The sequence below is a fragment of the Rhizobium redzepovicii genome (genome assembly GCF_019793435.1).
Classification (GTDB): domain Bacteria; phylum Pseudomonadota; class Alphaproteobacteria; order Rhizobiales; family Rhizobiaceae; genus Rhizobium; species Rhizobium redzepovicii.
The window spans coordinates 89,342-114,927 of record NZ_JAILYH010000005.1 but is presented as its reverse complement, the minus strand read 5'-3'; the positions used below and the strand labels follow the sequence as shown (position 1 = coordinate 114,927).

28 protein-coding genes are annotated in these 25,586 nt (G+C 62.1%); 14 read left to right on the top strand and 14 right to left on the bottom strand.

Annotation, left to right across the window (positions count from 1 at the left end; translation table 11 throughout):
- Positions 1-2: 2 nt before the first annotated feature.
- The 3 genes from trxA to K6N12_RS09585 all read left to right on the top strand — a co-directional run bounded on the left by trxA (position 3) and on the right by K6N12_RS09585 (position 2,039).
- The gene (gene trxA, locus K6N12_RS09595) at positions 3-977 is read left to right on the top strand and encodes a thioredoxin (RefSeq protein WP_097624978.1); all 975 of its coding nucleotides are present in this window, start codon (positions 3-5) and stop codon (positions 975-977) included.
- 177 nt (positions 978-1,154) lie between these two features.
- Positions 1,155-1,841, top strand: coding sequence for an LON peptidase substrate-binding domain-containing protein (locus tag K6N12_RS09590; protein ID WP_172643304.1), 687 nt, complete (start codon positions 1,155-1,157; stop codon positions 1,839-1,841).
- 9 nt (positions 1,842-1,850) lie between these two features.
- The gene (locus K6N12_RS09585; protein ID WP_003589705.1) at positions 1,851-2,039 is read left to right on the top strand and encodes a Trm112 family protein; all 189 of its coding nucleotides are present in this window, start codon (positions 1,851-1,853) and stop codon (positions 2,037-2,039) included.
- A gap of 18 nt (positions 2,040-2,057) precedes the next feature.
- Here the strand turns inward: K6N12_RS09585 and K6N12_RS09580 are convergent, their stop codons facing one another.
- A complete protein-coding gene (locus K6N12_RS09580; protein WP_097624977.1) occupies positions 2,058-3,272 on the bottom strand; it encodes a ubiquinone biosynthesis hydroxylase in 1,215 nt (404 codons plus the stop codon).
- An 84-nt stretch (positions 3,273-3,356) separates the two neighbouring features.
- On the opposite strand from K6N12_RS09580, the gene tesB reads away from it, so the two are divergent.
- The 6 genes from tesB to K6N12_RS09550 all read left to right on the top strand — a co-directional run bounded on the left by tesB (position 3,357) and on the right by K6N12_RS09550 (position 10,977).
- On the top strand, positions 3,357-4,241 hold the full coding sequence (gene tesB / locus K6N12_RS09575; RefSeq protein ID WP_097624976.1) for an acyl-CoA thioesterase II: 885 nt from the start codon (positions 3,357-3,359) through the stop codon (positions 4,239-4,241).
- 221 nt (positions 4,242-4,462) lie between these two features.
- The gene (locus K6N12_RS09570) at positions 4,463-4,813 is read left to right on the top strand and encodes a P-II family nitrogen regulator (protein ID WP_003543684.1); all 351 of its coding nucleotides are present in this window, start codon (positions 4,463-4,465) and stop codon (positions 4,811-4,813) included.
- Positions 4,814-4,838: 25 nt separating this feature from the next.
- Entirely contained in the window at positions 4,839-6,272 is a 1,434-nt protein-coding gene (locus tag K6N12_RS09565) for an ammonium transporter (protein WP_097624975.1), read from the top strand.
- Positions 6,273-6,551: 279 nt separating this feature from the next.
- Positions 6,552-9,239, top strand: coding sequence for an FtsK/SpoIIIE family DNA translocase (locus tag K6N12_RS09560; protein WP_097624974.1), 2,688 nt, complete (start codon positions 6,552-6,554; stop codon positions 9,237-9,239).
- A 141-nt stretch (positions 9,240-9,380) separates the two neighbouring features.
- Positions 9,381-10,049 carry an outer membrane lipoprotein carrier protein LolA gene (locus K6N12_RS09555; RefSeq protein WP_003589714.1) on the top strand — a complete coding sequence of 223 codons (669 nt, stop codon included), beginning with the start codon at positions 9,381-9,383 and terminating at the stop codon, positions 10,047-10,049.
- 124 nt (positions 10,050-10,173) lie between these two features.
- Positions 10,174-10,977, top strand: a complete 804-nt coding sequence (locus K6N12_RS09550) for an exodeoxyribonuclease III (protein ID WP_131710940.1) — start codon at positions 10,174-10,176, stop codon at positions 10,975-10,977.
- Positions 10,978-11,012: 35 nt separating this feature from the next.
- On the opposite strand, the gene K6N12_RS09545 is transcribed toward K6N12_RS09550, so the two are convergent.
- Positions 11,013-11,468, bottom strand: a complete 456-nt coding sequence (locus K6N12_RS09545; RefSeq protein ID WP_097624972.1) for a cyclic nucleotide-binding domain-containing protein — start codon at positions 11,466-11,468, stop codon at positions 11,013-11,015.
- A 114-nt stretch (positions 11,469-11,582) separates the two neighbouring features.
- The gene (locus K6N12_RS09540; protein ID WP_003582964.1) at positions 11,583-12,266 is read right to left on the bottom strand and encodes a response regulator transcription factor; all 684 of its coding nucleotides are present in this window, start codon (positions 12,264-12,266) and stop codon (positions 11,583-11,585) included.
- Between the two features lie 167 nt (positions 12,267-12,433).
- Between K6N12_RS09540 and K6N12_RS09535 the strand changes: the two genes are divergently transcribed.
- Together K6N12_RS09535 and K6N12_RS09530 are read left to right on the top strand one after the other, a co-directional pair.
- Positions 12,434-12,955: a L,D-transpeptidase family protein gene (locus K6N12_RS09535; protein ID WP_097624971.1), complete on the top strand. Its 522-nt coding sequence runs from the start codon at positions 12,434-12,436 to the stop codon at positions 12,953-12,955.
- Positions 12,956-13,087: 132 nt separating this feature from the next.
- The gene (locus K6N12_RS09530; RefSeq protein WP_097624970.1) at positions 13,088-13,918 is read left to right on the top strand and encodes an aldo/keto reductase; all 831 of its coding nucleotides are present in this window, start codon (positions 13,088-13,090) and stop codon (positions 13,916-13,918) included.
- Positions 13,919-14,115: 197 nt separating this feature from the next.
- Here K6N12_RS09530 and K6N12_RS09525 read toward each other — a convergent pair whose 3' ends face one another.
- The 11 genes from K6N12_RS09525 to ffh all read right to left on the bottom strand — a co-directional run bounded on the left by K6N12_RS09525 (position 14,116) and on the right by ffh (position 22,673).
- Positions 14,116-14,469, bottom strand: coding sequence for a cell surface protein (locus K6N12_RS09525; protein WP_097625144.1), 354 nt, complete (start codon positions 14,467-14,469; stop codon positions 14,116-14,118).
- 256 nt (positions 14,470-14,725) lie between these two features.
- Positions 14,726-16,135 carry a 3-isopropylmalate dehydratase large subunit gene (leuC, locus tag K6N12_RS09520; protein ID WP_097624969.1) on the bottom strand — a complete coding sequence of 470 codons (1,410 nt, stop codon included), beginning with the start codon at positions 16,133-16,135 and terminating at the stop codon, positions 14,726-14,728.
- Between the two features lie 75 nt (positions 16,136-16,210).
- Complete coding sequence (locus K6N12_RS09515) at positions 16,211-16,372, bottom strand: hypothetical protein (RefSeq protein WP_003589725.1); 162 nt, start codon at positions 16,370-16,372, stop codon at positions 16,211-16,213.
- A 36-nt stretch (positions 16,373-16,408) separates the two neighbouring features.
- Positions 16,409-17,221: an amino acid ABC transporter permease gene (locus K6N12_RS09510; RefSeq protein ID WP_097624968.1), complete on the bottom strand. Its 813-nt coding sequence runs from the start codon at positions 17,219-17,221 to the stop codon at positions 16,409-16,411.
- Between the two features lie 16 nt (positions 17,222-17,237).
- Positions 17,238-18,035, bottom strand: coding sequence for a transporter substrate-binding domain-containing protein (locus K6N12_RS09505; protein ID WP_097624967.1), 798 nt, complete (start codon positions 18,033-18,035; stop codon positions 17,238-17,240).
- 145 nt (positions 18,036-18,180) lie between these two features.
- Positions 18,181-18,735, bottom strand: coding sequence for a 50S ribosomal protein L19 (gene rplS, locus K6N12_RS09500; RefSeq protein ID WP_028758031.1), 555 nt, complete (start codon positions 18,733-18,735; stop codon positions 18,181-18,183).
- 212 nt (positions 18,736-18,947) lie between these two features.
- Positions 18,948-19,649, bottom strand: a complete 702-nt coding sequence (trmD, locus tag K6N12_RS09495; protein ID WP_097624966.1) for a tRNA (guanosine(37)-N1)-methyltransferase TrmD — start codon at positions 19,647-19,649, stop codon at positions 18,948-18,950.
- Positions 19,649-20,218, bottom strand: coding sequence for a ribosome maturation factor RimM (gene rimM / locus K6N12_RS09490; RefSeq protein WP_097625143.1), 570 nt, complete (start codon positions 20,216-20,218; stop codon positions 19,649-19,651). The genes trmD and rimM overlap by 1 nt, the downstream gene beginning before the upstream one ends.
- A gap of 115 nt (positions 20,219-20,333) precedes the next feature.
- Positions 20,334-20,705: a 30S ribosomal protein S16 gene (gene rpsP, locus K6N12_RS09485; protein WP_097624965.1), complete on the bottom strand. Its 372-nt coding sequence runs from the start codon at positions 20,703-20,705 to the stop codon at positions 20,334-20,336.
- A 44-nt stretch (positions 20,706-20,749) separates the two neighbouring features.
- Positions 20,750-21,070 carry a chorismate mutase gene (locus K6N12_RS09480; RefSeq protein WP_011427149.1) on the bottom strand — a complete coding sequence of 107 codons (321 nt, stop codon included), beginning with the start codon at positions 21,068-21,070 and terminating at the stop codon, positions 20,750-20,752.
- A gap of 16 nt (positions 21,071-21,086) precedes the next feature.
- Positions 21,087-22,673, bottom strand: a complete 1,587-nt coding sequence (gene ffh / locus K6N12_RS09475) for a signal recognition particle protein (protein WP_097624964.1) — start codon at positions 22,671-22,673, stop codon at positions 21,087-21,089.
- Between the two features lie 420 nt (positions 22,674-23,093).
- Between ffh and K6N12_RS09470 the strand changes: the two genes are divergently transcribed.
- The 3 genes from K6N12_RS09470 to mtaB all read left to right on the top strand — a co-directional run bounded on the left by K6N12_RS09470 (position 23,094) and on the right by mtaB (position 25,586).
- Positions 23,094-23,297 (top strand): hypothetical protein, encoded by a 204-nt coding sequence (locus K6N12_RS09470; RefSeq protein WP_097624963.1) that lies wholly within the window; start codon positions 23,094-23,096, stop codon positions 23,295-23,297.
- 112 nt (positions 23,298-23,409) lie between these two features.
- A complete protein-coding gene (dapF, locus tag K6N12_RS09465) occupies positions 23,410-24,315 on the top strand; it encodes a diaminopimelate epimerase (RefSeq protein WP_097624962.1) in 906 nt (301 codons plus the stop codon).
- A complete protein-coding gene (mtaB, locus tag K6N12_RS09460; RefSeq protein WP_097624961.1) occupies positions 24,312-25,586 on the top strand; it encodes a tRNA (N(6)-L-threonylcarbamoyladenosine(37)-C(2))-methylthiotransferase MtaB in 1,275 nt (424 codons plus the stop codon). The genes dapF and mtaB overlap by 4 nt, the downstream gene beginning before the upstream one ends.

The following is a 25,586-nucleotide window of genomic DNA, read 5'->3' as shown; positions in this document are numbered from 1 at the left end:
CTATGAGCGGCAGTGACAACCCCTATAACGGTTCCTTCGGAAATCAGATGACGGCGACGACAAGCTTCGGCGCTCAGCCGGCAACCGCGGCTGCGGCAGGCGGCTACATCACCGACACGACGACCGCGAATTTCGGTAAGGACGTCATCGAGGAATCGCGCAATCAGCCGGTGCTGGTCGATTTCTGGGCGCCCTGGTGCGGGCCGTGCAAACAGCTGACGCCTGTTTTGGAGAAGGTGGTCAACGAAGCCAAGGGCCGCGTCCGGCTGGTCAAGATGAACATCGACGACCATCCCTCGATCGCCGGACAGCTCGGCATCCAGTCTATCCCCGCCGTCATCGCCTTCGTCAACGGCCGCCCCGCCGACGGCTTCATGGGCGCGGTGCCGGAAAGCCAGATTCAGCAGTTCATCGACCGTATCGCCGGTCCGGCCGGCGCCGACGAGGCGGCCGAGATCGAGGCCGTGCTCACCGAAGCCGCAGAATTGCTGGCCGCCGGCAATATCAATGAGGCAGCCCAGCTCTACGCCGCGGTGATGCAGGCCGATCCGGAAAATGCCAAGGCGGTTGCCGGAATGGCCGAATGCATGATCGCCGCAAACCAGCATGAGCGGGCGCGCCAAACTCTGACGGATCTGCCGGAAGAGCTGGCGAAAGACCCCGGCATCCAGGCGGTGCTGAAAAAGCTCGAACAGATCGAGGAAGCCCGCAAGCTCGGCGATCCCGTTGCGCTCGAACGTGATCTTGCCGTCAATCCCGACGACCACGAGGCGCGGCTGAAGCTTGCCAAGATCCTCAATGTCGAAGGCCGGCGCGACGAAGCGGCCGAGCACCTGCTGCTGATCATGCGCAAGGATCGCGCCTTTGACGATGACGGCGCCCGCCGCCAGCTGCTTCAGTTCTTCGAGGTCTGGGGTTTCAAGGATCCGGCGACGGTTTCGGCTCGGCGCAAGCTTTCGGCGATGCTGTTCTCCTAGGGCAACTGCGGCGTCCATAGGGCGCGGCAAGGCGCTGTACCGCTTTGAAGCCGCGTCCGATCCTGTTGAAAGTCGATTCCGATTTTCGGGGTTATGCGCTAAGTTTCGCGCATCTGCCCTTGCGTTTTTGGGCGCGGGCACCACATTCTCGTCAGGACGGGCATGCCCGTTAAAAGAATGCGGGACGGTTTCATGCAAGTCGGGAATGCCAGATACCTGAAGCCGGGCGATCTGCCTGATACGATCGCCGTCTTCCCCCTGACCGGTGCCCTTCTTCTGCCGGCCGGGCAGCTTCCGCTCAACATTTTCGAGCCGCGTTATCTGGCGATGCTGGATGCCGCACTGACGGGAAACCGGCTGATCGGCATGGTCCAGCCGGCGCTCGGCGAACACGAGGACAAGGGCGGCGATCCCAACCTTGCCGCTGTGGGTTGCCTCGGCCGCATCACCTCCTTCGCCGAGACCGGCGATGGGCGCTATATCGTCTCGCTGACCGGCGTCTGCCGTTTCCGGCTGCTGGAGGAGAAAACCACCAGCGATCCCTTCCGCACCTTCCGTATCGCTCCGTTCATCGCCGATCTCTCGGCCGCGAACGAGGAGGAGGCGGTCGACCGCGCGGCGCTTCTGACCGCCTTCAAGGCCTATCTCGATGCCAACAAGCTGGAAGCCGACTGGGAGAGCGTCGAGCGGGCGAGCAATCTGACGCTCGTCAATTCGCTGGCGATGATGTCGCCGTTCGGGCCGGCGGAAAAGCAGGCGCTGCTGGAGGCACCCGATCTCAAGACGCGGGCCGAAACGCTGATCGCCATTACCGAAATCGTGCTGGCGCGCGTCTTCGGTGACTCCGACACGGTTCTGCAGTAGACTTCAGCCATGGACGAAAAACTCAGCCGCGTCGATCCAAAGCTGCTCGATCTCCTGGTCTGCCCGCTCTCCAAGGGCCGGCTTTCCTATGATCGCGAGCACAATGAGCTTGTCTCGGAAAAGGCACGACTTGCCTATCCGATCCGCGACGGCATCCCGATCATGCTGGTCTCCGAAGCCCGCCGCCTTGACGAATAACGTCCCGGGAAATCGGCTTTAAATTGCTTGGCCGGCCAGCAGCCGCGGATTGTCCTTTGCCGTCGTTCCAGCCGCCTGACCGATGAAGAAGGATTTGAGGCGCGGCAGCCGGTCGACGAGGCCGAGACCGATGTCGCGGGCGATGCGGATCGGTGTTGCATCGTTGGAGAACAGCCGATTCAGCACGTCTGTCGTCATGCCCATACGGAAGGTGTCGAAGCGCCGCCAGGTCTGGTAGCGTTCGAGAATGTTGATCGAGCCGATATCGAGGCCTAGGCGATCGGCCTCGACGATCGTTTCGGCAAGGGCCGCCACATCCTTGAAGCCAAGATTCAGGCCCTGTCCCGAAATCGGGTGAATGCCATGCGCGGCGTCGCCGGCCAGCGCAAAACGCGGTGCGACGAAGGCGCGGGCGAGCGTCAGGCCAAGCGGAAAGGCGCGTTTGTCGCCGATGACCTTCAGCGCTCCGAGCTTGTGGCCGAAGCGGCGTTCGAGCTCCTCCTCGAAGACGAGATCGTCGGCGGCAATCAATCGGTCGGCGTCATGCGTCCGCTCCGTCCAGACCAGCGAGGAGCGGTTGTTGCGGAGCGGCAGGATGGCGAAGGGGCCGGCCGGCAGGAAATGCTCCTCGGCGCAGCCTTCATGCGGCCGCTCATGTTCGACCGTCGCAACGATGCCGGACTGGCCGTAGCCCCAGGTGACGGTCTTGATGCCGGCGAGGTCGCGCAGTTTCGAGCGCACGCCGTCGCAGGCCACCAGCAGCCGGCTCTCCAACGTGCTGCCGTCCGCAAGCGTGATAGTGACATGACTGTCTTCGGTCTTCAGCTCGGTGGCGCCGAGCCCATGGCGGATGTCGATACCGAGGCGCTCGCAGACACCGCGCAGGGCTGCGACCATCGTCACATTCGGGATCATGTGGGCGAAAGGCCGGCCCTCGGCCACTTCGCCGTCGAAGGTGAGAAAAACCGGGCGGACCGGATCTGAGGTTTTGGAATCGGTGACGATCATCTTGGTGATCGGCTGCGCTGCCGGCTCGATCTCGTTCCAGATACCGAAGATTTCGAGCATCTTCGCTGCCGCCGCAATGACGGCCGAAGCGCGCGTGTCGTTTTTCCAGACATGCTCGGGGGCCGCCTCGACGACCGCGACGTTCAGATGAGGTGCCGCCTGCTTGACCGCGACGGCGGCGGAAAGGCCGACATAACCCCCGCCCACAACCAGCATATCAAGCATCGCGCCGCTCCCGTACCTTGTGCCCCAGATGTGACCTATATAGATCATCGCAACTTCACTTCCTACCGCCGGGAGGCATACAAAATGATGCGCGAAACATCAGGGCCTTCGGCGATGGAGACGCTGCTTTCGACGCTCGACCTGGAGCCGATCGAGGTCGATATCTTCCGCGGGCGCAGCCCGCAGGCCGGCTGGCAGCGGGTCTTCGGCGGCCAGGTCATCGGCCAGGCGTTGATGGCGGCGCAACGCACCATCGAGGTCGAGCGTTTCGTCCATTCGCTGCATGCTTATTTCATGCGTCCCGGCGATCCCTCGGTGCCGATCATCTACCAGGCGGAGCGGATCCGCGACGGATCAAGTTTCAATACCCGGCGCGTCGTCGCCATCCAGCACGGCAAGGCGATCTTCACGCTGTCAGCTTCCTTCCAGGTGGAGGAGCCGGGCTTCGACCACCAGATCGCCATGCCCGAGGTCGAAATGCCGGAAGCGCTGCTCGGCGAACAGCAGATCAAGGACCAGTACCTGACGCATGCGCCGGAGGCGATCCGAAAATACTGGCAGCGCGAGCGGCCGATCGAGATCCGCCCCGTCTCGCTGACACATTATTTTTCCGACAAGAAGCTCGCCCCCAAACAGGATGTCTGGGTGCGCGCCACCGGCCCGGTTCCCGACGACCGGCTCTATCAGGCGGCGGTTCTTGCCTATCTTTCGGACATGACGCTGCTTGATACCTCGCTCTATGCCCACGGCACGTCCATCTTCGACCAGAGCCTGCAAGTGGCGAGCCTCGATCATTCCATGTGGTTCCACAGACCGTGCAAGCTCGACGACTGGCTGCTCTATACGCAGGACAGCCCGTCGGCTTCGGGCGCCAGAGGGCTGACCCGGGGCAGCCTCTTTACCCGATCGGGTGAGCTGATCGCTTCCGTTGCACAGGAAGGTCTGATTCGGAAAAAGGCAAATGAATAAATAATATGCATCTTTGAAAAATTGCGCATTATTTGTGCGCTTGTTGGGCGGTCATTTGCCGGTCATTTGCCTGTTTATTGGCACCATATATTATAGTTGTTGTTTTTCAATAAGTTATATCTCGCTTCGAATCTGGCACGTCCTTTGAATGTATATCGCCGGTCGCTGTTCAGGAACGTCAGCGGCAAGGAGAGTCGGCTCCGTGCCGAGGATAACGAAGGATGGGAAACCAGATGAAAATTGTGATGGCTATTATCAAGCCGTTCAAGCTCGATGAGGTCCGCGAAGCTCTTACGGCGATCGGCATTCAGGGGCTGACCGTGACCGAGGTGAAGGGCTACGGGCGCCAGAAGGGGCACACCGAAATCTATCGCGGCACCGAATATGCAGTCAGCTTCCTGCCGAAGCTCAAGATCGAAATCGCCGTTGCATCCGAACTCGTCGACAGGGCGGTCGAAGCCATCGCGGCGTCGGCCAAGACCGGTCAGATCGGCGACGGCAAGATTTTCGTCTATTCGATCGACCATGCCGTGCGCATCCGTACGGGCGAAACCGATTCAGAAGCGCTGTAAGCGGCAGATCAAGGAGCTTTTTTCAATGTCGATTTCGAAGTTTTCTTCCCCCTTTGCGCTGATCTGCGCAACGTCGGCCGCGCTTCTGGCGCCGGTTGTCGCTTTCGCGCAGGAAGCTGCGCCCGCCGCTGCCACCACCGCTGCTGCCGCTCCTGCCTTCACCATGGACAAGGGTGACAATGCCTGGATGCTCATCTCCTCGGCACTCGTCCTGCTGATGACCATCCCCGGCCTTGCGCTGTTCTACGGCGGTCTCGTGCGCGCCAAGAACATGCTCTCCGTACTGATGCAGGTGTTCATGATCACCGCCGTCGTGGCGCTGCTCTGGGTCACCTATGGCTATTCGCTCGCCTTCACCGACGGCGGCTCGCTGAACAGCTTCGTCGGCGGCTTCTCCAAGGCGTTCCTCGCCGGCGTCAACACCTCGTCGCTCGCCGAAACCTTCTCGAAGGGCGTCGCCATTCCGGAATACACCTTCATCGTCTTCCAGATGACCTTCGCCTGCATCACGCCCGGCCTGATCGTCGGCGCATTCGCCGAGCGCATCAAGTTCTCGGCCGTCATGCTCTTCGTCGTGCTCTGGGTCACCTTCATCTACTTCCCGATGGCGCACATGGTCTGGTTCTGGGGCGGTCCGAGCTCCTACACCTCGCCGGCCGGCCTGATCTTCTCCTACGGCGCAATCGACTTTGCCGGCGGCACGGTCGTCCACATCAATGCCGGTATCGCCGGCCTCGTCGGCGCCATCATGCTCGGCAAGCGCACCGGCTATAAGAAGGAAATCATGGCTCCGCATTCGATGACCCTGACCATGGTCGGCGCATCGCTGCTCTGGGTTGGCTGGTTCGGCTTCAATGCCGGCTCCAATCTCGAAGCCAATGGCTACGCCTCGCTTGCCTTTATCAACACCTTCGTCGCGACGGCTGCTGCCGCCGTCTCCTGGTGCATCATCGAAAGCCTGACCCGCGGCAAGGCTTCAATGCTCGGCGGCGCCTCCGGTGCGGTTGCCGGTCTCGTCGCCATCACCCCGGCTGCCGGTTTTGCCGGCCCTATGGGCTCGATCGTTCTCGGCCTGATCGTCTCGCCGGTCTGCTACTTCTTCGTCGACGTCGTGAAGAACAAGTTCAATTACGATGACAGCCTTGACGTCTTCGGCGTGCATTGCGTCGGCGGCATCATCGGCGCACTCGGCACCGGTATCCTCGTCAATCCGGCGCTCGGCGGTGCAGGCATCGTCGATTATTCCACCGCCGATTTTGCTGCCTCCTACGCCGGCACGGCAACCCAGGTCTTGGCCCAGGCCAAGGGCGTTCTGACGACGCTTCTGTGGTCGGGCATCGGTTCGGCGATCCTCTACAAGATCGTCGACGTCGTCATCGGCCTGCGCGTGAGCGTCGAAGCCGAGCGCGAAGGCCTCGACCTTTCGACCCACGGCGAAGCCGCCTACCACGCCTCTTGATCGCAGCGTTTGCGGCGCCCGGCACAAGGGCGCCGCTTCACGGCCCGTCGCGGCCTATCTAGAGCTTTTCCGGGTTAGACCCGGAAAAGCTGTCATAGACCGCATTTGGCCCGAACCTTTCCAGGTTCGGGCTTTTTTTGATTTCCATGCCCGGAATGCCCGTCCAGGCATGCATGGTTAACATCGCTTTAACCCGGCTCTGATTAGGTGGAGCGGACGCATTTTGGCATGGCGAAGCTTCGGTGATTCGCATGCGCAGGCATTGGACGGGTTAGACACATGGCAAGAAGCACGTCGCCGGCGATGGATGGCCGTCCGGATCGGTTCTCCTTCTCGGCATTCATGCTGCGGCAGATCCAGGCGCTCATCGGCTTTGCGATCTTTCTACTGCTGGCGCTCTGCGTCGCGGCGCTGGCGACATGGAACGTCGCGGATCCGAGCTATTCCTATGCCACGGCCAATCTGCCGACGAATATCCTCGGTTACAGCGGCGCCGCCTTCGCTGATATCGTCATGCAGTTCCTCGGCCTTGCCAGCGTCGTTTCGATGCTGCCGATCGTCGCCTGGGCGCTGACGCTGATCTCGGGCCGCCGCTTCAGCCGCATTCCTGCCCGTGCCGGCGCCTGGCTTGCCGGTACGGTGCTGTCCTGCGCCGTGATCGGCTGCTTTCCGCCGCCGCTCACCTGGCCGATCCCGAACGGCATCGGTGGCGTCGTCGGTGATATGATCCTGCGTTTTCCCGCGCTCTTCGTCGGCGCCTATCCGACCGGCACCTTCGCCATGGTTGTCGGCTGCATCTTTGCGGTGCCGACCGCCTGGATGATGCTGTTTGCCTCGGGCCTCGTCGGCCGCAGCGACGCGGACGACGAAATAGAGGACGATTACGTCGAGACGACTAGCAAGGCGCGGGTCGTCGGCGACGAGGACGAGGAGGACGAGTCGCGCTGGGTCGCTTTCAGCGGCGCGATGACCCATGCCTGGTACATGAGCCAGGGACGGCTGCGCCGCCTCCTCGGCATGGGACCGCGCAAGCGCCGCCAGGGCGATTTCGAATCGCCCTATGATTTCAACGATGATGAGTTTGGCACGCTGAACGAACCGGTTCGCGCCAAGGCGCCGGCTGCGCGCGGCGAGCGGATGGAACCGTCGATGGAGCCATCGATGGGAGCAAGGGCGGCTTCGCCGCGCCGCATTGTCGCGGCACCGTCGCTTTCCATCGATGACGAGGATGACGACGACGACCTGCCTTTCGACCCCGACATGCCGCCGCGCCCGGCCGATATCCTGCCTGACGACGATGATGACGACTGGATGATCCGCGCGCCGGCGAAAGCCGTCGGCAAGCCGGAGCCGCGCGTCGTTCCCGCCGTTACGCGTCCGAAGCCCGGCGCCCGCGTCGAGCGGGAGGCGCAGGGTTCGTTCATTCGTCCTGAAGGTTTCCAGCTTCCTTCGATGCATCTGCTTGCCGAACCGAAGAATGTCGTGCGCGATTCGACGCTTTCTGCCGATGCGCTGGAGCAGAATGCCCGCATGCTCGAAGGCGTGCTCGAAGATTTCGGCGTCAAGGGCGAGATCATCCATGTCCGCCCCGGTCCGGTCGTCACGCTCTATGAACTGGAGCCGGCGCCCGGCATCAAGTCGTCGCGGGTCATCGGTCTTGCCGACGATATCGCCCGCTCGATGAGCGCCATCGCCGCCCGCGTCGCCGTCGTGCCCGGCCGCAACGCGATCGGCATCGAATTGCCGAACCAGACGCGCGAGACCGTTTATCTGCGCGAACTTATCGCTTCCCGCGATTTCGACGGCAGCAAGGCCAAGCTCGCCATGGCGCTCGGCAAGACGATCGGCGGCGAGGCCGTCATAGCCGACCTCGCCAAGATGCCGCATCTGCTCGTCGCCGGCACCACCGGCTCGGGCAAGTCGGTCGCCATCAACACGATGATCCTGTCGCTGCTCTACCGCATGACGCCGGAACAGTGCCGGCTGATCATGATCGACCCGAAAATGCTCGAACTTTCCGTCTATGACGGCATCCCGCATCTGCTTTCGCCCGTGGTCACCGATCCGAAGAAGGCCGTCGTCGCGCTCAAATGGACCGTGCGCGAGATGGAAGAGCGCTACAAGAAGATGTCGAAGATCGGTGTCCGCAACATCGACGGCTTCAACACCCGCGTCGAGCAGGCCTTGTCGAAGGGCGAGGCGATCTCGCGCACGGTGCAGACCGGCTTCGACCGCCACACCGGCGAGGCAATGTACGAGACCGAAGAATTCGACCTCAAGCCGATGCCCTATATCGTCGTCATCATCGACGAAATGGCCGACCTGATGATGGTCGCCGGTAAGGATATCGAAGGCGCTGTCCAGCGCCTGGCGCAGATGGCGCGCGCGGCCGGCATCCACGTGATCATGGCGACGCAGCGCCCGTCGGTCGACGTCATCACCGGTACGATCAAGGCGAACTTCCCGACCCGCATCTCCTTCCAGGTGACCTCGAAGATCGACAGCCGCACCATTCTCGGCGAACAGGGCGCCGAGCAGCTGCTTGGCATGGGCGACATGCTCTACATGGCGGGCGGCGGACGCATTCAGCGTGTGCACGGCCCGTTCGTCTCCGATGTCGAGGTGGAAGAGATCGTCTCCTACCTGAAGACCCAAGGCTCGCCGCAATATCTCGACGCGATCACCGCCGATGACGACGAGGATGGCGATTACGGCGGCGGTGGCGGCGGCCCTGCCGGTACGTCGCACCTTTCGGATTCGGAAGATCCTTACGATCAGGCCGTCGCCATCGTGCTGCGGGATGGCAAGGCCTCGACCTCCTACGTCCAGCGCCGGCTGGGCATCGGCTACAACCGGGCCGCCTCTCTCATCGAGCGGATGGAGAAGGAAGGCATCATCGGTCCAGCCAACCATGCGGGCAAACGCGAAATTCTCGTTCCCACAGAAGGCGACATCCTCGACCGCTGAAATAATCGGCATATATTTCCAATGGGGGCCGCTTTTGCGGAAACCTGACGGCAGCCAAGCCGTTACCTCACTCGGGCTCGATCGCAATGCCTTGAAGACGCCGCCTTTCGGCAGCATGCAGATCGCATAAAGGAGATTTAGATGAGTAACTCCGACACCTTCCTCTCCGGCCTGACGGTAACGCGCCGCGATCTTCTCGGCGCCTTTGCCGTCGCTGCGATGGCAAGCGCCATTCCCTTCGGCGCGCATGCGCAGGCGGCGGCTCCCGCCTCCGGCACGGCACAGGCGATCGCCGACCATTTCTCCGGCGTCACCACGATGCAGGGCGAATTCGTGCAGTTCGGCCCGCGCGGTGAGCAGACCGGCGGCAAGTTCTTCATTCAGCGCCCCGGCAAACTGCGCTTCAATTATGACGACCCGTCGCCGATGCGGGTGATCGCCGACGGCAAGAACGTCGCCATCGGCAATACCAAGCTGAAAACCTGGGATCTCTATCCGCTCTCCAAGACGCCGCTCAGCCTGCTGCTGGCGCAGCATATCGACCTGTCGGCCGGCATGGTGAAGCGCGTGAAGGAAGAGTCTGATCTGACGACGATCGCGCTCGGCAACAATACCGTGTTCGGCAATTCGACGATCACCATGATGTTCGACCCGAAGACCTACGACCTGCGCCAGTGGACGATCACGGACAACCAGGGCAAGGACACGTCGGTGATGATCTTCAATGTCAAAACAGGCATGCAGTTCGACGATCGCGTGTTCCGCGTGCCTTACGAGAGCATTCCGGGCACGGCAGCCTCACGAGACTGAGGGTTTTCGGTTGATCGCCCGAGCCTTTTGCACGCGGCCGGTTCCCTCCTGTGCGCCTTTGTTCTAAAGCCCTTTCATGAAAGCACGCCGTCTCAACGCCCGGCGTGCGAGAAAGGGCGTGGGCATGGGCTTTTCGATCACCACCTGGAACATCAACTCGGTGCGGCTGCGCATGCCGATCGTCGAGCAACTGGTTCTCAAACATCGGCCGGATATTCTCTGCCTGCAGGAAACCAAGGTGACGAACGAGCTCTTTCCGGCGGCACCGCTGCGGGCGATGGGCTACGACCACATCATCATCCACGGCCAGAAAGGCTATCACGGCGTGGCGATCGCCTCGCGCATTCCGCTGACGGAGGATCACCGGCAGGATTATTGCGGAGTCGGCGATGCCCGCCACATCTCGGCGATCTTCGAGCACGGCAACCGCCGTATCCGGCTGCACAATTTCTACGTCCCGGCTGGCGGCGACGAGCCGGATCGCACGATCAATCCGAAATTCGGTCACAAGCTCGATTTCATCGAAGAGATGAAGCTCCTGAAAGCCAACGGCGAAGCCAACACCTCGGCCATTCTGGTCGGCGACCTCAACATCGCGCCGCTGGAGCACGATGTCTGGTCGCACAAGCAGCTGCTGAAGATCGTCAGCCATACGCCCGTCGAAACCGACGGGCTGCTCGAGGTGATGAAGCGCGGCAACTGGCTCGACCTCATGCGCCATCATGTGCCGGAAAGCGAGAAGCTCTATACCTGGTGGAGCTACCGCGCCAAGGACTGGGAGGCGGCCGACCGCGGCCGCCGTCTCGACCATATCTGGTCGTCATCGGATCTCGGACCGCATCTCAAGCGCATCGAGATCCTGAAAGAGGCGCGCGGCTGGGACCGGCCCTCGGACCATGTGCCGGTCACGGCGCATTTCGATTTCTAGTATTTTGCGGATGCGCAGAACCGCTCCAACGGCGGTCAGCTGAAGCGGTAGAACTGGCTTGCGGCCTTTGCCGCAAGTTCGGCGAGATTGTCGCGGATGCGGTTCTCGATCAGCCGGGCTGCGTCCGGATATTCTTCGATCAGCCGGTGGAAAAGGGCGCGGGTGATGCGAATGATGCTGGTGTCCTCGCGCGCGACCGCGGTGAATTTGCGCTCCACCAGCGTGACCAGCGCCAGCTCGGAAACCAGCGTTCCCGGGCCGACGACCCCCTCCGTCCTCTGTATGCCGTCACTGCTCGTCGCGCTCAGCTCCAGGCTGCCGCTGAGGACGACATAGGCGCTCTCGGCGGGCGAGCCCTGGCGAAACAGCATCTGGCCGGCGGCGATCATGCGCCGGTCGGCGCCGAAGGCAATCAGCCGGAGCTGATCCTCGTTCATGTCCTTGAACAGAGGAAGCTGCGCGAGCATGCGGATGTCGTCGGTCAGCGCCATGCGGGCTTTTCGCCTTAGAGCAATCCCGGCAAAACTGCGTCGCGGTCTTGCATCCGGAATTGCGTGAAAACAGAGAGATAGAGCATTTTCGTATTCTGAGAAAACGGAAATGCTCTAGGGTATGATCTTATAGCCGCCGTTTTCCGTAACCAGGATTTCGGCATTGGAGGGATCGCGTTCGATCTTCTGGCGCAGACGGTAGACATGGGTTTCCAGCGTATGCGTCGTCACGCCTGAGTTATAGCCCCAGACCTCTTCGAGGAGCACGTCGCGAGTGACGACCTTCTGTTCGGCGCGGTAAAGGTAGCGGATGATCGCCGCTTCCTTTTCCGTCAGGCGGATCTTCTGGCCGTTGTCGGTGGTCAGCAGCTTCTGGCTCGGCTTGAAGAGGTAAGGGCCGACGGTGAAGGTGGCGTCCTCGCTCTGCTCGTGCTGGCGCAGCTGCACCCGGATGCGCGCGAGCAGCACGGCGAAGCGGAAAGGCTTGGTGACATAATCGTTGGCGCCGGCTTCGAGGCCGAGGATCGTATCCGAATCTGTATCGTGGCCGGTCAGCATGATGATCGGCGCCTTGAAGCCGCCCTTGCGCAGCAGCTTCACCGCCTCGCGGCCGTCCATATCGGGCAGGCCGACATCCATGATCAACAGATCGACCGGTGTCGAGCGGGCGGTTGCGACACCCTTGCCGGCGTTGGCTTCCTGCAGAACCGAAAATTCCTCATACAGCGACAATTGCTCCGTCAGCGTCTGACGAAGGTCATCGTCGTCATCCACCAGAAGAATGGTGCGTGCGGTCATGCCCTTGCTTTCCTCATGTTAAGTCCCCTAGTCCTACGCCAAATTCCTCATTTGGCAAGGATCGCGCGGCGGGCCGTTGCAGCGCAGGTTTTGATATGATTTCAATCGGAGCCCCAGACAATGCAAGACATGCGAGAAAAATGGAAAAAACAAGGCGGGAGCCATGGGTGAAGCCGTCGACGATCGTGGTGCGGCCGGCGCCGGGGCGCAAAAGCCGGGCGATCATCCGGCTCGGTGCGATCACCGTCCCCGCCGCGATCGGCCGCTCCGGCCGCACCGTGATCAAGCGCGAGGGCGACGGCGCCACACCGATCGCCTCGATGCGGCTGATATCAGGCTTCCGGCGCGGTGAGCGGAACGGCCGGCTTGCCACTCCGCTTCCCATCCGCCGGATCCGCGCTGACATGCTCTGGTGCGATCAGCCCGGCAACGCCAGCTACAACCGCCTCGTCCGGGCGCCGTTCGGCGCAAGCCATGAGGAGATGCGGCGTAGCGACGGGCTCTACGATGTCTGCCTGGTCATGGATTGGAACATCTCCTCGCGGGCGCGCAATCGCGGCTCGGCGATCTTCTTCCATCTCATTCGACCGGGCTACGAGCCGACGGCCGGTTGCGTGGCGGTGAGCCTGGCCGACATGCGCCGGCTTCTGCCGCATCTTCGGAAGGGCACGATTGTTCGGGTCCTCTGATTGTCTTCCGGATCCGGCCGCCTATATGTTTCCGGTGACCGAGCGCTCAGGCTGAAATGCGCTCCGGGACGCCCCAAAGTGCGGGCGCAATTCATGCCTCGTCCCATTCTTTCAAACTCCCGGAGATATAGTGTGACCGCTCAACCCATCATCACTTTCCATGACGGACATTCCATTCCCCAGGTCGGGCTCGGCGTCTGGCAGACGCCGCAGGAGATTGCCGCTCCGACGGTGCGCGCGGCGATTGCCGCCGGCTATCGCCATATCGATACGGCGTCCGGCTACGACAATGAAGAGGGTGTCGGCGAAGGCATCCGCTCCTCCGGTCTGGACCGCAAGGACATCTTCGTCACCACCAAGCTCAGAAACACCGATCAGGGATACGACAATACGCTCAGCGCCTTCGACGGCAGCCTGAAGAAGCTCGGTTCCGATTATGTCGACCTCTATCTCGTTCACTGGCCGTCGCCGCATCGCGGCCTCTATACCGAGACCTGGAAGGCTTTCGTGCGCATCCGCGAAGAGGGCCGCGCCCGCTCGATCGGCGTGTCGAATTTCTGCCCCGAACATCTGGAGCGCATCATCGGCGAGACCGGTGTCGTTCCCGTCATCAACCAGATCGAGCTGCATCCCGACTTTCAGCAGAAAGCGGCGCAGGAGGCGCACAGGAAACTTGGTATCGCCACCGAATCCTGGAGCCCGCTCGGCCAGGGCAAGTTCATCTCGAACCCTGTTATCGGTGAGATCGCTGGGAAATATCGGAAGACGCCGGCCCAGGTCATCATTCGCTGGCATATCGATACCGGCCTCGTCGTCATTCCGAAGTCGGTGACGCCGTCGCGCATCGAGGAAAATTTCCAGGTGTTCGACTTCAAGCTCGATGCCGACGATATGGCGGCGATCGCCAGGCTCGACAGCGCCGGCGCCCGCATGGGACCGGATCCGATGACGGCAACTTTCTGATCGCCGTTGCGATCAGGCTAAAGCGCGTCGCGTCAAACTTGATTCATGCGACGCGCTTTAGCTCTTTGTTTTCACGCATGTCGTTGCCGCAAAACCGCGGCACACTTTTGCGCGACATGCTTTAAAGCAATCGCAGCGTGGGTCTTCCGGGTAAATTACCCGGGGCGACCGCCGCATGACGGTGAATGCAGGCTCGATCAATAGTTGCAGTTCGACGATCCGTTCGTCGGAGCAAAGCCGAAGTCGCAGCTATTGCGCATGCGCTGCGGCCGTCCGATCGAGCCGGTATATTCGTCCGAAGCGTTGAAAGCCCGCGCGGGATACCAATAGCCGTTCGAGCTCTTGCTATAGCCGGGCCGGGCGCTGCCATAGCCGCGATAGCCGTTGAGCGATGGGATCTTGTTTTGCGCGACCTGCTGCAGCAGGCCGGACGCGGTCATGACCGGCATCGCCGGATGGATCATCCCGGCGCCGGCGGCGTCGACCGAAGTCAGAGATGCAAAGACGATCAGGCTGGCTTGCAGTAAACTCCGTACTATTTTCTGCCTCATGGCCATTCCCTCGATGGCGCGTGTTTGCCGAAGCCGGAACGGTATCTGTCGCGTATCGCGCCCCATATCGATGAGGCCACAGGCGCTCCTGGATGTCGATTGCCCGAACGGATGAAATTGGGAAGGCGGCCGATGCGCAATCGGGCTTACCCGAATTACAGCGGGATAGGGAAGCACAGCCGCCATGAAAAGCAAAACCGCCCGATGCGCTGAGAGCACATCGGGCGGTTTTCATTCTCTTCCGTGGGACGACGGATCAGTTCCACTCGCGGATGTCGACGAAATGACCGGCGATCGCTGCGGCCGCGGCCATTGCCGGCGAGACGAGGTGCGTGCGGCCCTTGAAGCCCTGACGGCCCTCGAAGTTGCGGTTCGAGGTGGACGCGCAGCGCTCGCCCGGCTTCAGGCGGTCGTCGTTCATGGCAAGGCACATGGAGCAGCCCGGCTCGCGCCAGTCGAAACCGGCGGCCTTGAAGATCTTGTCGAGGCCTTCGGCTTCCGCCTGTTCCTTGACGAGGCCGGAGCCCGGGACGATCATCGCATCGACGGTTGAAGCAACCGTCTTGCCTTCGACCACCTTGGCGACTTCGCGCAGGTCCTCGATGCGGCCGTTGGTGCAGGAGCCGATGAAGACGCGGTCGAGCGTAATGTCGGTCATCTTGGTGCCGGGCTTCAGGCCCATATAGTCGAGGGCGCGCCACTTGGAGGTGCGCTTGGTCTCGTCCTGGATATCGTCGGGGTTGGGGACGATGCCCTGGACGGAGATGACGTCCTCGGGCGAGGAGCCCCAGGAGACGATCGGCGGCAGGCTGGCGGCATCGAGCACGACGACGCGGTCGTAATGCGCGCCCTCGTCGGTCTGCAGCGTCTTCCAGTAGGCGATCGCCTGCTCCAGCGCCTCGCCCTTCGGCGCGCGCGGCTTGCCCTTTATGTATTCGAAGGTCTTTTCGTCAGGGGCGATCAGGCCGGCGCGGGCGCCGCCTTCGATGGTCATGTTGCAGATGGTCATGCGGCCTTCCATCGATAGCGAGCGGATCGCTTCGCCGGCAAATTCGATGACATGGCCAGTGCCGCCGGCAGTGCCGATTTCGCCGATGATGGCGAGGATGATGTCCTTGGCGGTGACGTGTGGCGGCAGCAGGCCGTCGACCCGCACCAGCATGTTCTTCGCCTTCTTCTGGATCAGCGTCTGGGTCGCCAGCACATGCTCGACCTCAGAGGTGCCGATGCCGTGCGCCAGCGCGCCGAAGGCGCCGTGCGTCGAGGTGTGGCTGTCGCCGCAGACGATGGTCATGCCAGGAAGGGTGAAGCCCTGTTCAGGACCGACGATGTGAACGATGCCCTGGCGCTTGTCGCTTGCGGAATAATATTCGACGCCGAATTCGGCGGCGTTGGTCGCCAGCGCTTCCACCTGAATGCGGCTTTCCTCGTTCTTGATGCCGAGATGGCGATCAGGCGAGGTCGGAACGTTATGGTCAACGACGGCGAGCGTCTTTTCCGGGGCGCGAACTTTGCGGCCGGTCATCCGCAGGCCTTCGAACGCCTGCGGCGAGGTGACTTCATGGACCAGGTGCCGGTCGATGTAGAGAAGACAGGTGCCGTCTGCCTGTTCGTCGACCAGATGATCGTCCCAGATCTTGTCGTAGAGGGTACGCGGTGCGCTCATGGCGTTAAGTCCGTTTTTGGATGCTTTTGGGAAATCGAGTAAAAAGCGGATCAAGCTCCGCCGGCCGTCATTCGATCAACGAAGTCGGCTGTTGAGCGCACCGGATACGCATGCAAAGAACCGCGCCGGCAGGCGATAATGGTCCTGCAGCACGAAAATATGCGCGCCTGTGCATCTGAACTTGGATTCCATCGCCTGCATATAACGATTTTTCGCGGCGGCTTCAATTTGAATCATCAACAGCCCGTCTGGGGCCTCCTCATTGTGACGGCTTTAGCGTGATTTCATCCATTTCTCCGTCCGCCGCAGCGCCAGCGACAGGCCGATCGTCAGGATCAGGTAGATGTAGGTGACGATCGAGTAGGTCTCGAAGAAGCGAAAGGAGCCGGCGGCATAGACCTTGCCCATCTGGGTGATGTCGGCGACGCCGAGCACGGAGACGAGCGATGAATCCTTTACCATCGAAACGAAATCGTTGGAAAGCGGCGGGAAGATCACCCGGATCGCCTGCGGGAAGACGACGGAGCGGAAGCGCCGGTAGCGGGAAAGGCCGAGCGCCTTGGCAGCCTCGATCTGGCCGAGATCGACCGACTGGAAGCCGGCCCGGAAGATTTCGGCGATGAAGGAGGAGTAACCGATCGTCAGCGCGATGATCGCCCGCCACATCAGCGAGAGATCGCGCACCAGGATGGGTTCGGCCATGCCTGCGTTTACCAGCGGCGAAATCAGAAAATTATAACCGGCAACCAGGGCCGGGGCGCCGACGAAGGCGACGTAGAACAGGAGCACGAGGATCGGGATGCCGCGGATAATCTCGATGTAGAAACGCGCGATCTGCCGCGCGATCTGGCTGTCGGCCATGCCGAGCAGGCAGATGCCGAGGCCGAGCACGGTGGCGAGCACGAAGGCGACCAGCGTGACGAAGACGGTGATGCCGACACCGTTGACGACGGTGCGGAAAACCTGGGCGTAGATATCGTTGGTGACGATGACGGCGGCAAGGATGACGCCGATCGCGACGAGCGCGACCAGCCACCAGGGATAGTCGTCCTTGACGTGTCTGTCGGGAGAGGGTCGTAAAGCCATCAGCAATGGCTCGGCGTCATTCGCCCATCTTGTAGTCGAGGAACCACTTCTTGTTCAGCGCATCCAGCGTGCCGTCGGCCTTGAGGGCTGAAATGGCAGCGTTGACGGGCGCGACGAGATCGGAGCTCTTCGGGAAGATGAAGCCGAAATCCTCGGTGCCGAGCGGCTCGCCGATCAGCTTCAGCGCGCCATTCGAGGCGTCGACATAACCCTTGCCGGCGGTGCCGTCGGTCAGGACGACGTCGACGTCGCCTGCCTTCAAAGCCTGGACGGTGGCGCCGAAGGTTTCGAAGAGCTTGATGCGCGGGTTCTGCTCGTTGCCGTCGAGCACTTCATAGACAGCGGTATAGAAGGGCGTGGTGCCGGGCTGGGCGCCGACCAGACCATCCTTGAACGCGCCGAAGGACTTGGCGTCGGTGAAACGCTTCTCGTCGCCGCGCACCAGCATGAACTGCTGTGAGCGCATGTAAGGGTCGGAGAAATCCACCTTCTGCTTGCGGTCTTCCTTGATGGTGATGCCGGTCATGCCGATGTTGTACTGGCCGTCGGAAACCGCCTGGATCATCGCATCCCAGCTGGTGTTTTGATATTCGACCTTGAAGTTCAGCCGTTTGGCGATCTCGTTCATCGCATCATATTCCCAGCCGATCGCCTTGCCGGATTTCGGGTCGACGAACTGCAGCGGCGGATAGGCATTCTCGGTGACGACGACGACGCTCTTGCCGCCGAGATCGGGCAGCTCGGCTGCCGATGCGGCCAGGGGTGCGAGAGCAAGGGCAGCGAAGCTCGCAAGGACAGTACGACGGAACAACATTGAACGGCTCTCCGGGAGTGAACGGCGAAAATTGTCACGGAAAACGTACCGAAGGCAAGGCCACCGGCTGCGTGCCCAAGCAAAAAATAGAAAAGGCGACCCGAAGGCCGCCTTTTCAAGCGAAGAATTTTGCGTGACGCAGATCTTATTCTGCAGCCGGTTCCGCTGCTGCGGCTGCTGCTTCCGCGGCGGCCTTTTCGGCCGCTGCCTTGGCTTCGGCAGCTTCGGCTGCTGCCTTCTCGGCGGCGAGCGCCTGAGCGGCTGCAACCTTTTCAGCTTCGATGCGTGCCTTTTCCTCGGCAATGGCGGCGCGCTCGGCGTCGTTGAGCTTGCGGGCGCGGACGCCGGTGTCTTCAACGATACGGGCAGACTTGCCGCGACGATCACGGAGGTAATAGAGCTTGGCGCGACGGACCTTACCGCGGCGCACGACGTCGACGCTTTCGATCATCGGCGAGTAGACCGGGAATACGCGCTCGACGCCTTCGCCGTAGGAGATCTTGCGGACCGTGAAGTTTTCCTGCAGGCCGCCGCCGGAGCGGGCGATGCAGACGCCTTCATAGGCCTGAACGCGGGTACGGTTGCCTTCCGTGACCTTCACGTTGACGCGGACAGTGTCGCCCGGGGAAAATTCGGGAAGCGTGCGCTTGGCTTCGATCTTGGCGGCCTGTTCGGCCTCAAGCTGCTGAATGATGTTCATCGTCTTAACCTTTGGTTCTTCTGAAACAGCCAGAGCGCTCGACACTGATCCTTTGGAACTGGCCTCAGGACTTTGCCCTTCAGGGCGGGAGCGGGTTCGCCATTCTTTGTTTGCTGGCAGACGGGGATAACCCCATTTCCGCGTGCGCCAATACACGAAAGGCCGGGGCTTGTCATCCCTCGCACGACATTTTTGTGAAGGGGAGGCTGGAATCAGCCGTTTTTCTTAGGTTCAGCCTTTTCCAAGAGATCTGGCCGCCGCTCCCGCGTCAGCCGCACCGCCTCCTGGTGCCGCCATTTCTCGATGGCACCGTGATTGCCAGACGTCAGGATCGCGGGAATGTCCCGGCCTTCCCACGCCTGCGGCCTGGTATAATGGGGATGTTCCAGCAAGCCGCCTTCGAAGCTTTCGTGCAGACCGGAAAGATCGTTGCCCATGACACCGGGCAGGATGCGGATGATCGCGTCGAGCACGATCAGCGCCGCCGGCTCGCCGCCCGACAGCACGTAGTCGCCGATCGAAACCTCTTCCAGGCCGCGCGCCTCGATCACTCGCTGATCGACGCCCTCGAAGCGGCCGCAGACGATGATGACGCCGTCGCCAGCCGCAAGCTCGCGTACGCGCTTCTGTGTCAGCGGCTGGCCGCGCGGGCTCATCAGCAGGCGCGGGCGGGTGTCGTTTTCCGCGGTGCTGTCGATCGCGCGGGCGAGAACGTCGGGTTTCAGCACCATGCCGGCGCCGCCGCCGGCCGGGGTGTCGTCGACGGTGCGGTGCTTGTCGGTGGCGAAATCGCGGATCTGCACCGCATCCAGCGACCATTGCCCGCGCTCCATCGCCTTGCCGGCGAGCGAGAAGCCCAGATGCCCCGGAAACATTTCCGGATAGAGTGTCAGCACGCTCACTCGGAAAGCCATCACTTCTTCTTTTTCGGCTTGTCCGCGGTGAATTTCGAAAGCTCTTGGGGGTCGTCGACCAAGCCTGCCGCCAGCGGGTCGATCAGCAATGTGCCGGCCTCGAGGTCGATCTCCAGCACCGAGGCTTCGGAGAAGGGGATCAGCACCGGGCGCTTGCCCGGACCTTTGAGCTCCAGCAAATCGCCGGCGCCGAAATCGAAGACGCCGGTGACGGTGCCATAGCTGGCACCCTTGTCGTCGCGTGCTTCGAGACCTTCGAGATCAGCATAGTAGAACTCGTCATCTTCAAGCTCCTCGTCCGGCAGGTTGTCGCGCTCGATATAGAGCTCGAGGCCGTTCAGCGCCTCGGCGGCATTACGGTCGTTGACGCCGCGGAAACGGACGACGACGACATTCTTCGTCTCGCGGATTTCGAGGACTTCGAAGCTGCGGCCGTCCATGCTGTGCAGGTGGCCGTAGTCGCCAAGGGCGCTCGGATCGGCCGTGTAGGCCTTGGCGCGTACCTCTCCCCGGAGGCCTTGCGCGCCGCCGATCGTCGCCATCAGAACGGGGTTTTCAAGCTTTGTCATGGGTTCCTTCATGTGAAGCCGAAAGACAGGTTTCTCATAAACGAAGTGCGGGTAATTGGAAACGAAAACGGGCGGCATGTCGCCATGCCGCCCGTTAGACAAGGGATTGTCCCGATTATTCTGCGGCGTCGGCAGCAGCAGCGGCGGCGTCAGCCACCTTCTGAGCCTTTTCGGCGGCGCGTTCCTGGGCGCGCTTGCCCGGCTTTGCCTTGACCGGGTTGTTCTTGGCTTCGCGCTTGGCAACGCCGGCCTCATTGAGGAAGCGCAGAACGCGGTCGGTCGGCTGGGCGCCGTTTTCGATCCAGTGCTTGATGCGCTCGGCGTTCAGCTGAACGCGCTTCTCGTCGTCCTTGGCGAGCATCGGGTTCCAGGAACCGAGGTTTTCCAGGAAGCGGCCGTCACGCGGGCTGCGCGCGTCGGCGAGAACGACGTGGTAATACGGGCGCTTCTTGGAGCCACCGCGGGCGAGACGAATTTTCAGTGCCATGTTCTTTACTCCTTAGGCTTTTCTTGATCGCCTGATCAGGCGGGTTATCGGGCTGCGGCGCTTTGTTCAGCGTGATCCGCAGCGATCTGCTCATGATGCCGGATGACTTCCTTGATGACGAAGTTCAGGAACTTCTCGGCGAAATCCGGGTCCAGATTGGCGGCTTTCGCCAGCTGGCGAAGGCGTTCGATCTGGTATTCCTCGCGCGCCGGATCGGCCGGCGGCAGATTGTATTTGGCCTTCAGCACGCCGACCTCTTTGGTGCAGCGGAAGCGTTCGGCCAGCATATGCACGAGAGCGGCATCGATATTGTCGATCGACTGACGATAGCTCGCGAGCTGGGCTTTGACGTCTGGATCAATCATGGGGCAAGCGATCCTTTCACTTCTTCTTCGGCAATCCGGGCAATCCCGGGAAACCACCGCCAAGGCCCGGCAGCTTGGCGCCGCCGAGGCCAGGCAAACCACCCGGCAGACCGCCGAGACCGGGCATACCCCCACCCGGCTTTCCAAGTCCCGCTGCTTCGGCCTGCTTCTGCAGGGCCTCGAGCTGCCGAGGATCGATATTCGAGAGATCGGGCATGCCACCGCCCATACCGCCCAGGCCGCCGCCAAGCCCCATCTTGCCGGCAAGGCCGCCCATCATCTGCTTCATCATGCCGCCTTTGCCCTTGCCGCCCATCATCTTCATCATGTCGGCCATCTGGCGGTGCATCTTCAGAAGCTTGTTGATGGCGGCGGCATCGGTGCCGGAGCCGGCGGCGATGCGCTTCTTGCGCGAATGCTTGAGCAGATCGGGATTGGCGCGCTCGGCCTTGGTCATCGACTGGATGATGGCGATCTGGCGACCGAAAAGTCTGTCGTCGAGGCCGGCTGCGGCCATCTTGTCCTTCATACCGGCCATGCCGGGCATCATCCCCATGATGCCGCCCATGCCGCCCATCTTCTGCATCTGGCGCAGCTGGTCGGCGAGATCGTCGAGGTCGAACTTGCCCTTGGCCATCTTGGCGGCCATGGCGGCCGCCTTCTCGGCGTCGATGTTCTCCGCCGCGCGCTCCACGAGCGAGACGATGTCGCCCATGCCGAGGATGCGGTCGGCGATACGGCGGGGATGGAACTCCTCGAGCTCGCTCATCTTCTCGCCGACGCCGATCAGCTTGATCGGCTTGCCGGTGACGGCGCGCATGGAAAGGGCGGCACCGCCGCGGCCATCGCCGTCCATGCGGGTCAGCACCAGACCGGTGATGCCGACGCGTTCGTCGAAACTGCGGGCGAGGTTGACGGCGTCCTGACCGGTGAGTGAGTCGGCGACCAGCAGGATTTCATGCGGGTTCGAGCGCTTCTTGATGTCGGCCATCTCGACCATCAAGGGCTCGTCGATATGGGTGCGGCCGGCGGTGTCGAGGATGACGACGTCGTGGCCGCCGAGCCTTGCCGCCTGCACGGCGCGGGCGGCGATATCCGTCGGCGACTGGCCTGATATGATGGGCAGCGTGTCGATATTGGCCTGCGCGCCAAGCTGGCGAAGCTGCTCCTGGGCTGCCGGACGGCGCGTGTCGAGCGACGCCATCAGCACCTTCTTCTTCTCGCGTGTCGACAGGCGATGGGCAATTTTCGCCGACGTCGTCGTCTTGCCGGAACCCTGCAGGCCGACCATCATGACGACGACGGGGGCGGGCGCATGCAGGTCGATGCCGACCCCTTCGCCGCCCAGCATCTCGATCAGCTCGTCATGCACGATCTTGACGACCATCTGGCCGGGTTTGATCGACTTCAGAATCTCGGCGCCGACGGCCTTTTCACGCACGCGGTCGGTGAAGGAACGCACGACGTCGAGCGCGACGTCGGCCTCGAGCAGCGCACGGCGAACCTCTCGCAGCGCTGCGGAAACATCGGCTTCCGAAAGCGCGCCACGGCCTGTCAGTCCATTCAGAATGGATCCAAGACGGTCCTGGAGGTTTTCAAACATCGGCTCTTCCTTGATACGTTTCGGGCGGGTTCGATCTGCCCGGAAACGTCGTGCTTTTCCTTGACGAAAACAAGACGCAAAGCCAAAAAGCACCCGAGGGCGCATCGCGCTGTCGGGTGTTGACCTCCGGGATCTCAGGTCCCGGTCGGCGGCTCGGAGTCATGCGGCTCGTCGCAGATTGGGCGCGATAAACAGGAAAGCGGCGGGAAAGTCAAGCGAATGGGACCGAAGACCGCATAACGGGCGTTCCCAGAGCGTGCGTGGTCCGGGCACGACCGGTTTAATTTCCCGCGGACAGTCCAAACGCCATAGAGGCCAGTTGCAAAATATTCTGCTTATGATTCTACTTTCTACTTAAGTGCATCCTGTAAAAATGATTCGTGAATATCCTTGATGCCGGATGATCCGGCGGAGATACGAATGATCAATCCTGATATTGAAAGCTGGGCACTTGCACGGGCCCATCATATTGTTCTGAACGAAGGCCTTAGTCTTGCCAAAGCGGCACAGGATCTGGATCGCAAACGGTCCCGCTCGCTGGTCTACGAGCTGAGAAAGGTCATTACCGCCGCCATCGTCGAAGCGCATGCGGCGTCTTTTGCTTCCGACGGTGTTGAGCCGTAAAACCGGACGGCCTCGAAAGAGCGACCGGCGGCAATAGCTGCGCCGCACTCGCCCACTGGTAATTCCTTCGCATTTCCGCCATATACAGCGGAAACACGGACGGAATGATACCATGAGCGCAACGGTCGAATTCGCGAGGATGAACGGGCTTGGCAACAAGATCCTGGTCGTCGATATGCGCGGCCGGCCGGATAAGGTGACGCCTGCGGCGGCGGTGGCACTCAATGCCGATCCTGAGACCGAGTTCGACCAGATCATGGCGATCCATGATCCGAAGGCCGACGGCACCGATGCCTTCATCGATATCCTGAATTCCGACGGCTCGAAGGCGCAGGCTTGCGGCAACGGCACGCGTTGCGTCGTGCAGGCACTTGCCGCCGAGACCGGTAGGAAGGTCTTCACCTTCCAGACGGTCGCCGGCATCCTCAACGCCGTCGAGCACGAGGACGGGACGATTTCGGTCGATATGGGCCGGCCGGTCTTCGATTGGGACAGAATCCCGCTGGCGGAAGAATTCCACGATACCAGCCGCATCGAGCTGCAGATCGGCCCGATCGACAAGCCGGTGCTGCATTCGCCGTCCGTCATGTCGATGGGCAATCCGCATGCGATCTTCTGGGTGGACCGGGACGTTATGTCCTACGATCTCGCCCGCTTCGGGCCGCTGCTCGAAAACCATCCGATGTTTCCCGAGCGGGCCAATATCACGCTGGCGCAGGTGACCTCGCCGACATCGATGACGACGCGCACCTGGGAGCGCGGCGCGGGGCTGACGCTTGCCTGCGGCTCGGCTGCCTGTTCTGCTGCCGTCAGTGCTGCGCGCACCGGCCGCACCGGCCGTAAGGTGACGATCAATGTGGCAAGCGCCAAGCCGCCGGCCACGCTTTGTATCGAATGGCGCGAGCGCGACGATCACGTCATCATGACCGGCCCGGCCGAATGGGAATGGTCGGGCAGGGTCGATCCTTCGACCGGTCTCTGGTCGCGCGATGGTACCCGAGAGGCGGAGGCGCAGTGAGCGGCATCGAGGTCATTACCTTCGGCTGCCGCCTCAACACCTATGAATCCGAAGTGATGAAGGCGCAGGCTGAGAAGGCCGGGCTCAACAACGCCGTCCTGGTCAATACCTGTGCCGTGACCGGCGAGGCCGTGCGCCAGGCCCGCCAGGCGATCCGCCGGGCACGGCGCGACAATCCGCATGCCCGCATCATCGTCACCGGCTGCGCCGCGCAGACGGAAAAGCAGACCTTTGCCGCGATGGCGGAGGTCGATGCCGTGCTCGGCAACGAGGAGAAGCTGACGAGCGCCTCCTATCGCAGCCTGCCGGATTTCGGCGTTTCGGCCGAAGAGAAACTTCGCGTCAACGACATCATGAGCGTCAAGGCGACGGCGCCGCAGATGGTCAGGCATATCGACGGCCATGTGCGCGCCTTCATCCAGGTGCAGAACGGCTGCGACCATCGCTGCACCTTCTGCATCATTCCCTATGGCCGCGGCAATTCCCGCTCCGTGCCGATGGGAGCTGTCGTCGACCAGGCCCGCAATCTCGTCGACGGCGGTTACCGCGAAATCGTACTGACCGGCGTCGATGCCACCAGTTACGGCGGCGATCTGCCGGGCGCCCCGACGCTCGGGCTTTTGGCGAAGACCCTTCTGAAGCAGATCCCCGATATACGCCGCCTGCGGCTTTCCTCGATCGACAGCATCGAAGCCGATGCCCACCTGATGGATCTCATCGCCGACGAGCCACGCTTCATGCCGCATCTGCATCTCTCGCTGCAGCACGGCGACGACATGATGCTGAAGCGCATGAAGCGCCGGCATTTGCGCGCCGATGCGCTGCGTTTCATCGAGGATGCGCGTCGCCTTCGCCCCGAGATGAGCTTCGGCGCCGATATGATCGCCGGCTTTCCCACAGAAACCGAAGACATGTTCGACAATGCCGTGCGGCTGGCCGAAGAGGTTGGTATCGCCCATCTGCATGTCTTCCCCTACAGTCCGCGTCCCGGCACGCCGGCAGCGCGCATGCCGCAACTCGACCGGTCGCTGGTCAAGGATCGCGCCGCAAGGCTGCGCGCCACTGGACATAGGCTGCATCAATCCCATCTCGATGGGATGATCGGAACCCGGCAATGGCTGCTTGTTGAAAACAACGGCCTGGCGCATACGGAGAATTTCACGCTGGTCGCCGCGCCCGGCCTTCGTCCCGGCGAACTTGTGCCGGTCACGATCACCGGCCACAATGGCAAGCATCTCGACATGCAATTGACGGCCGCAGCCGCGGCCTGA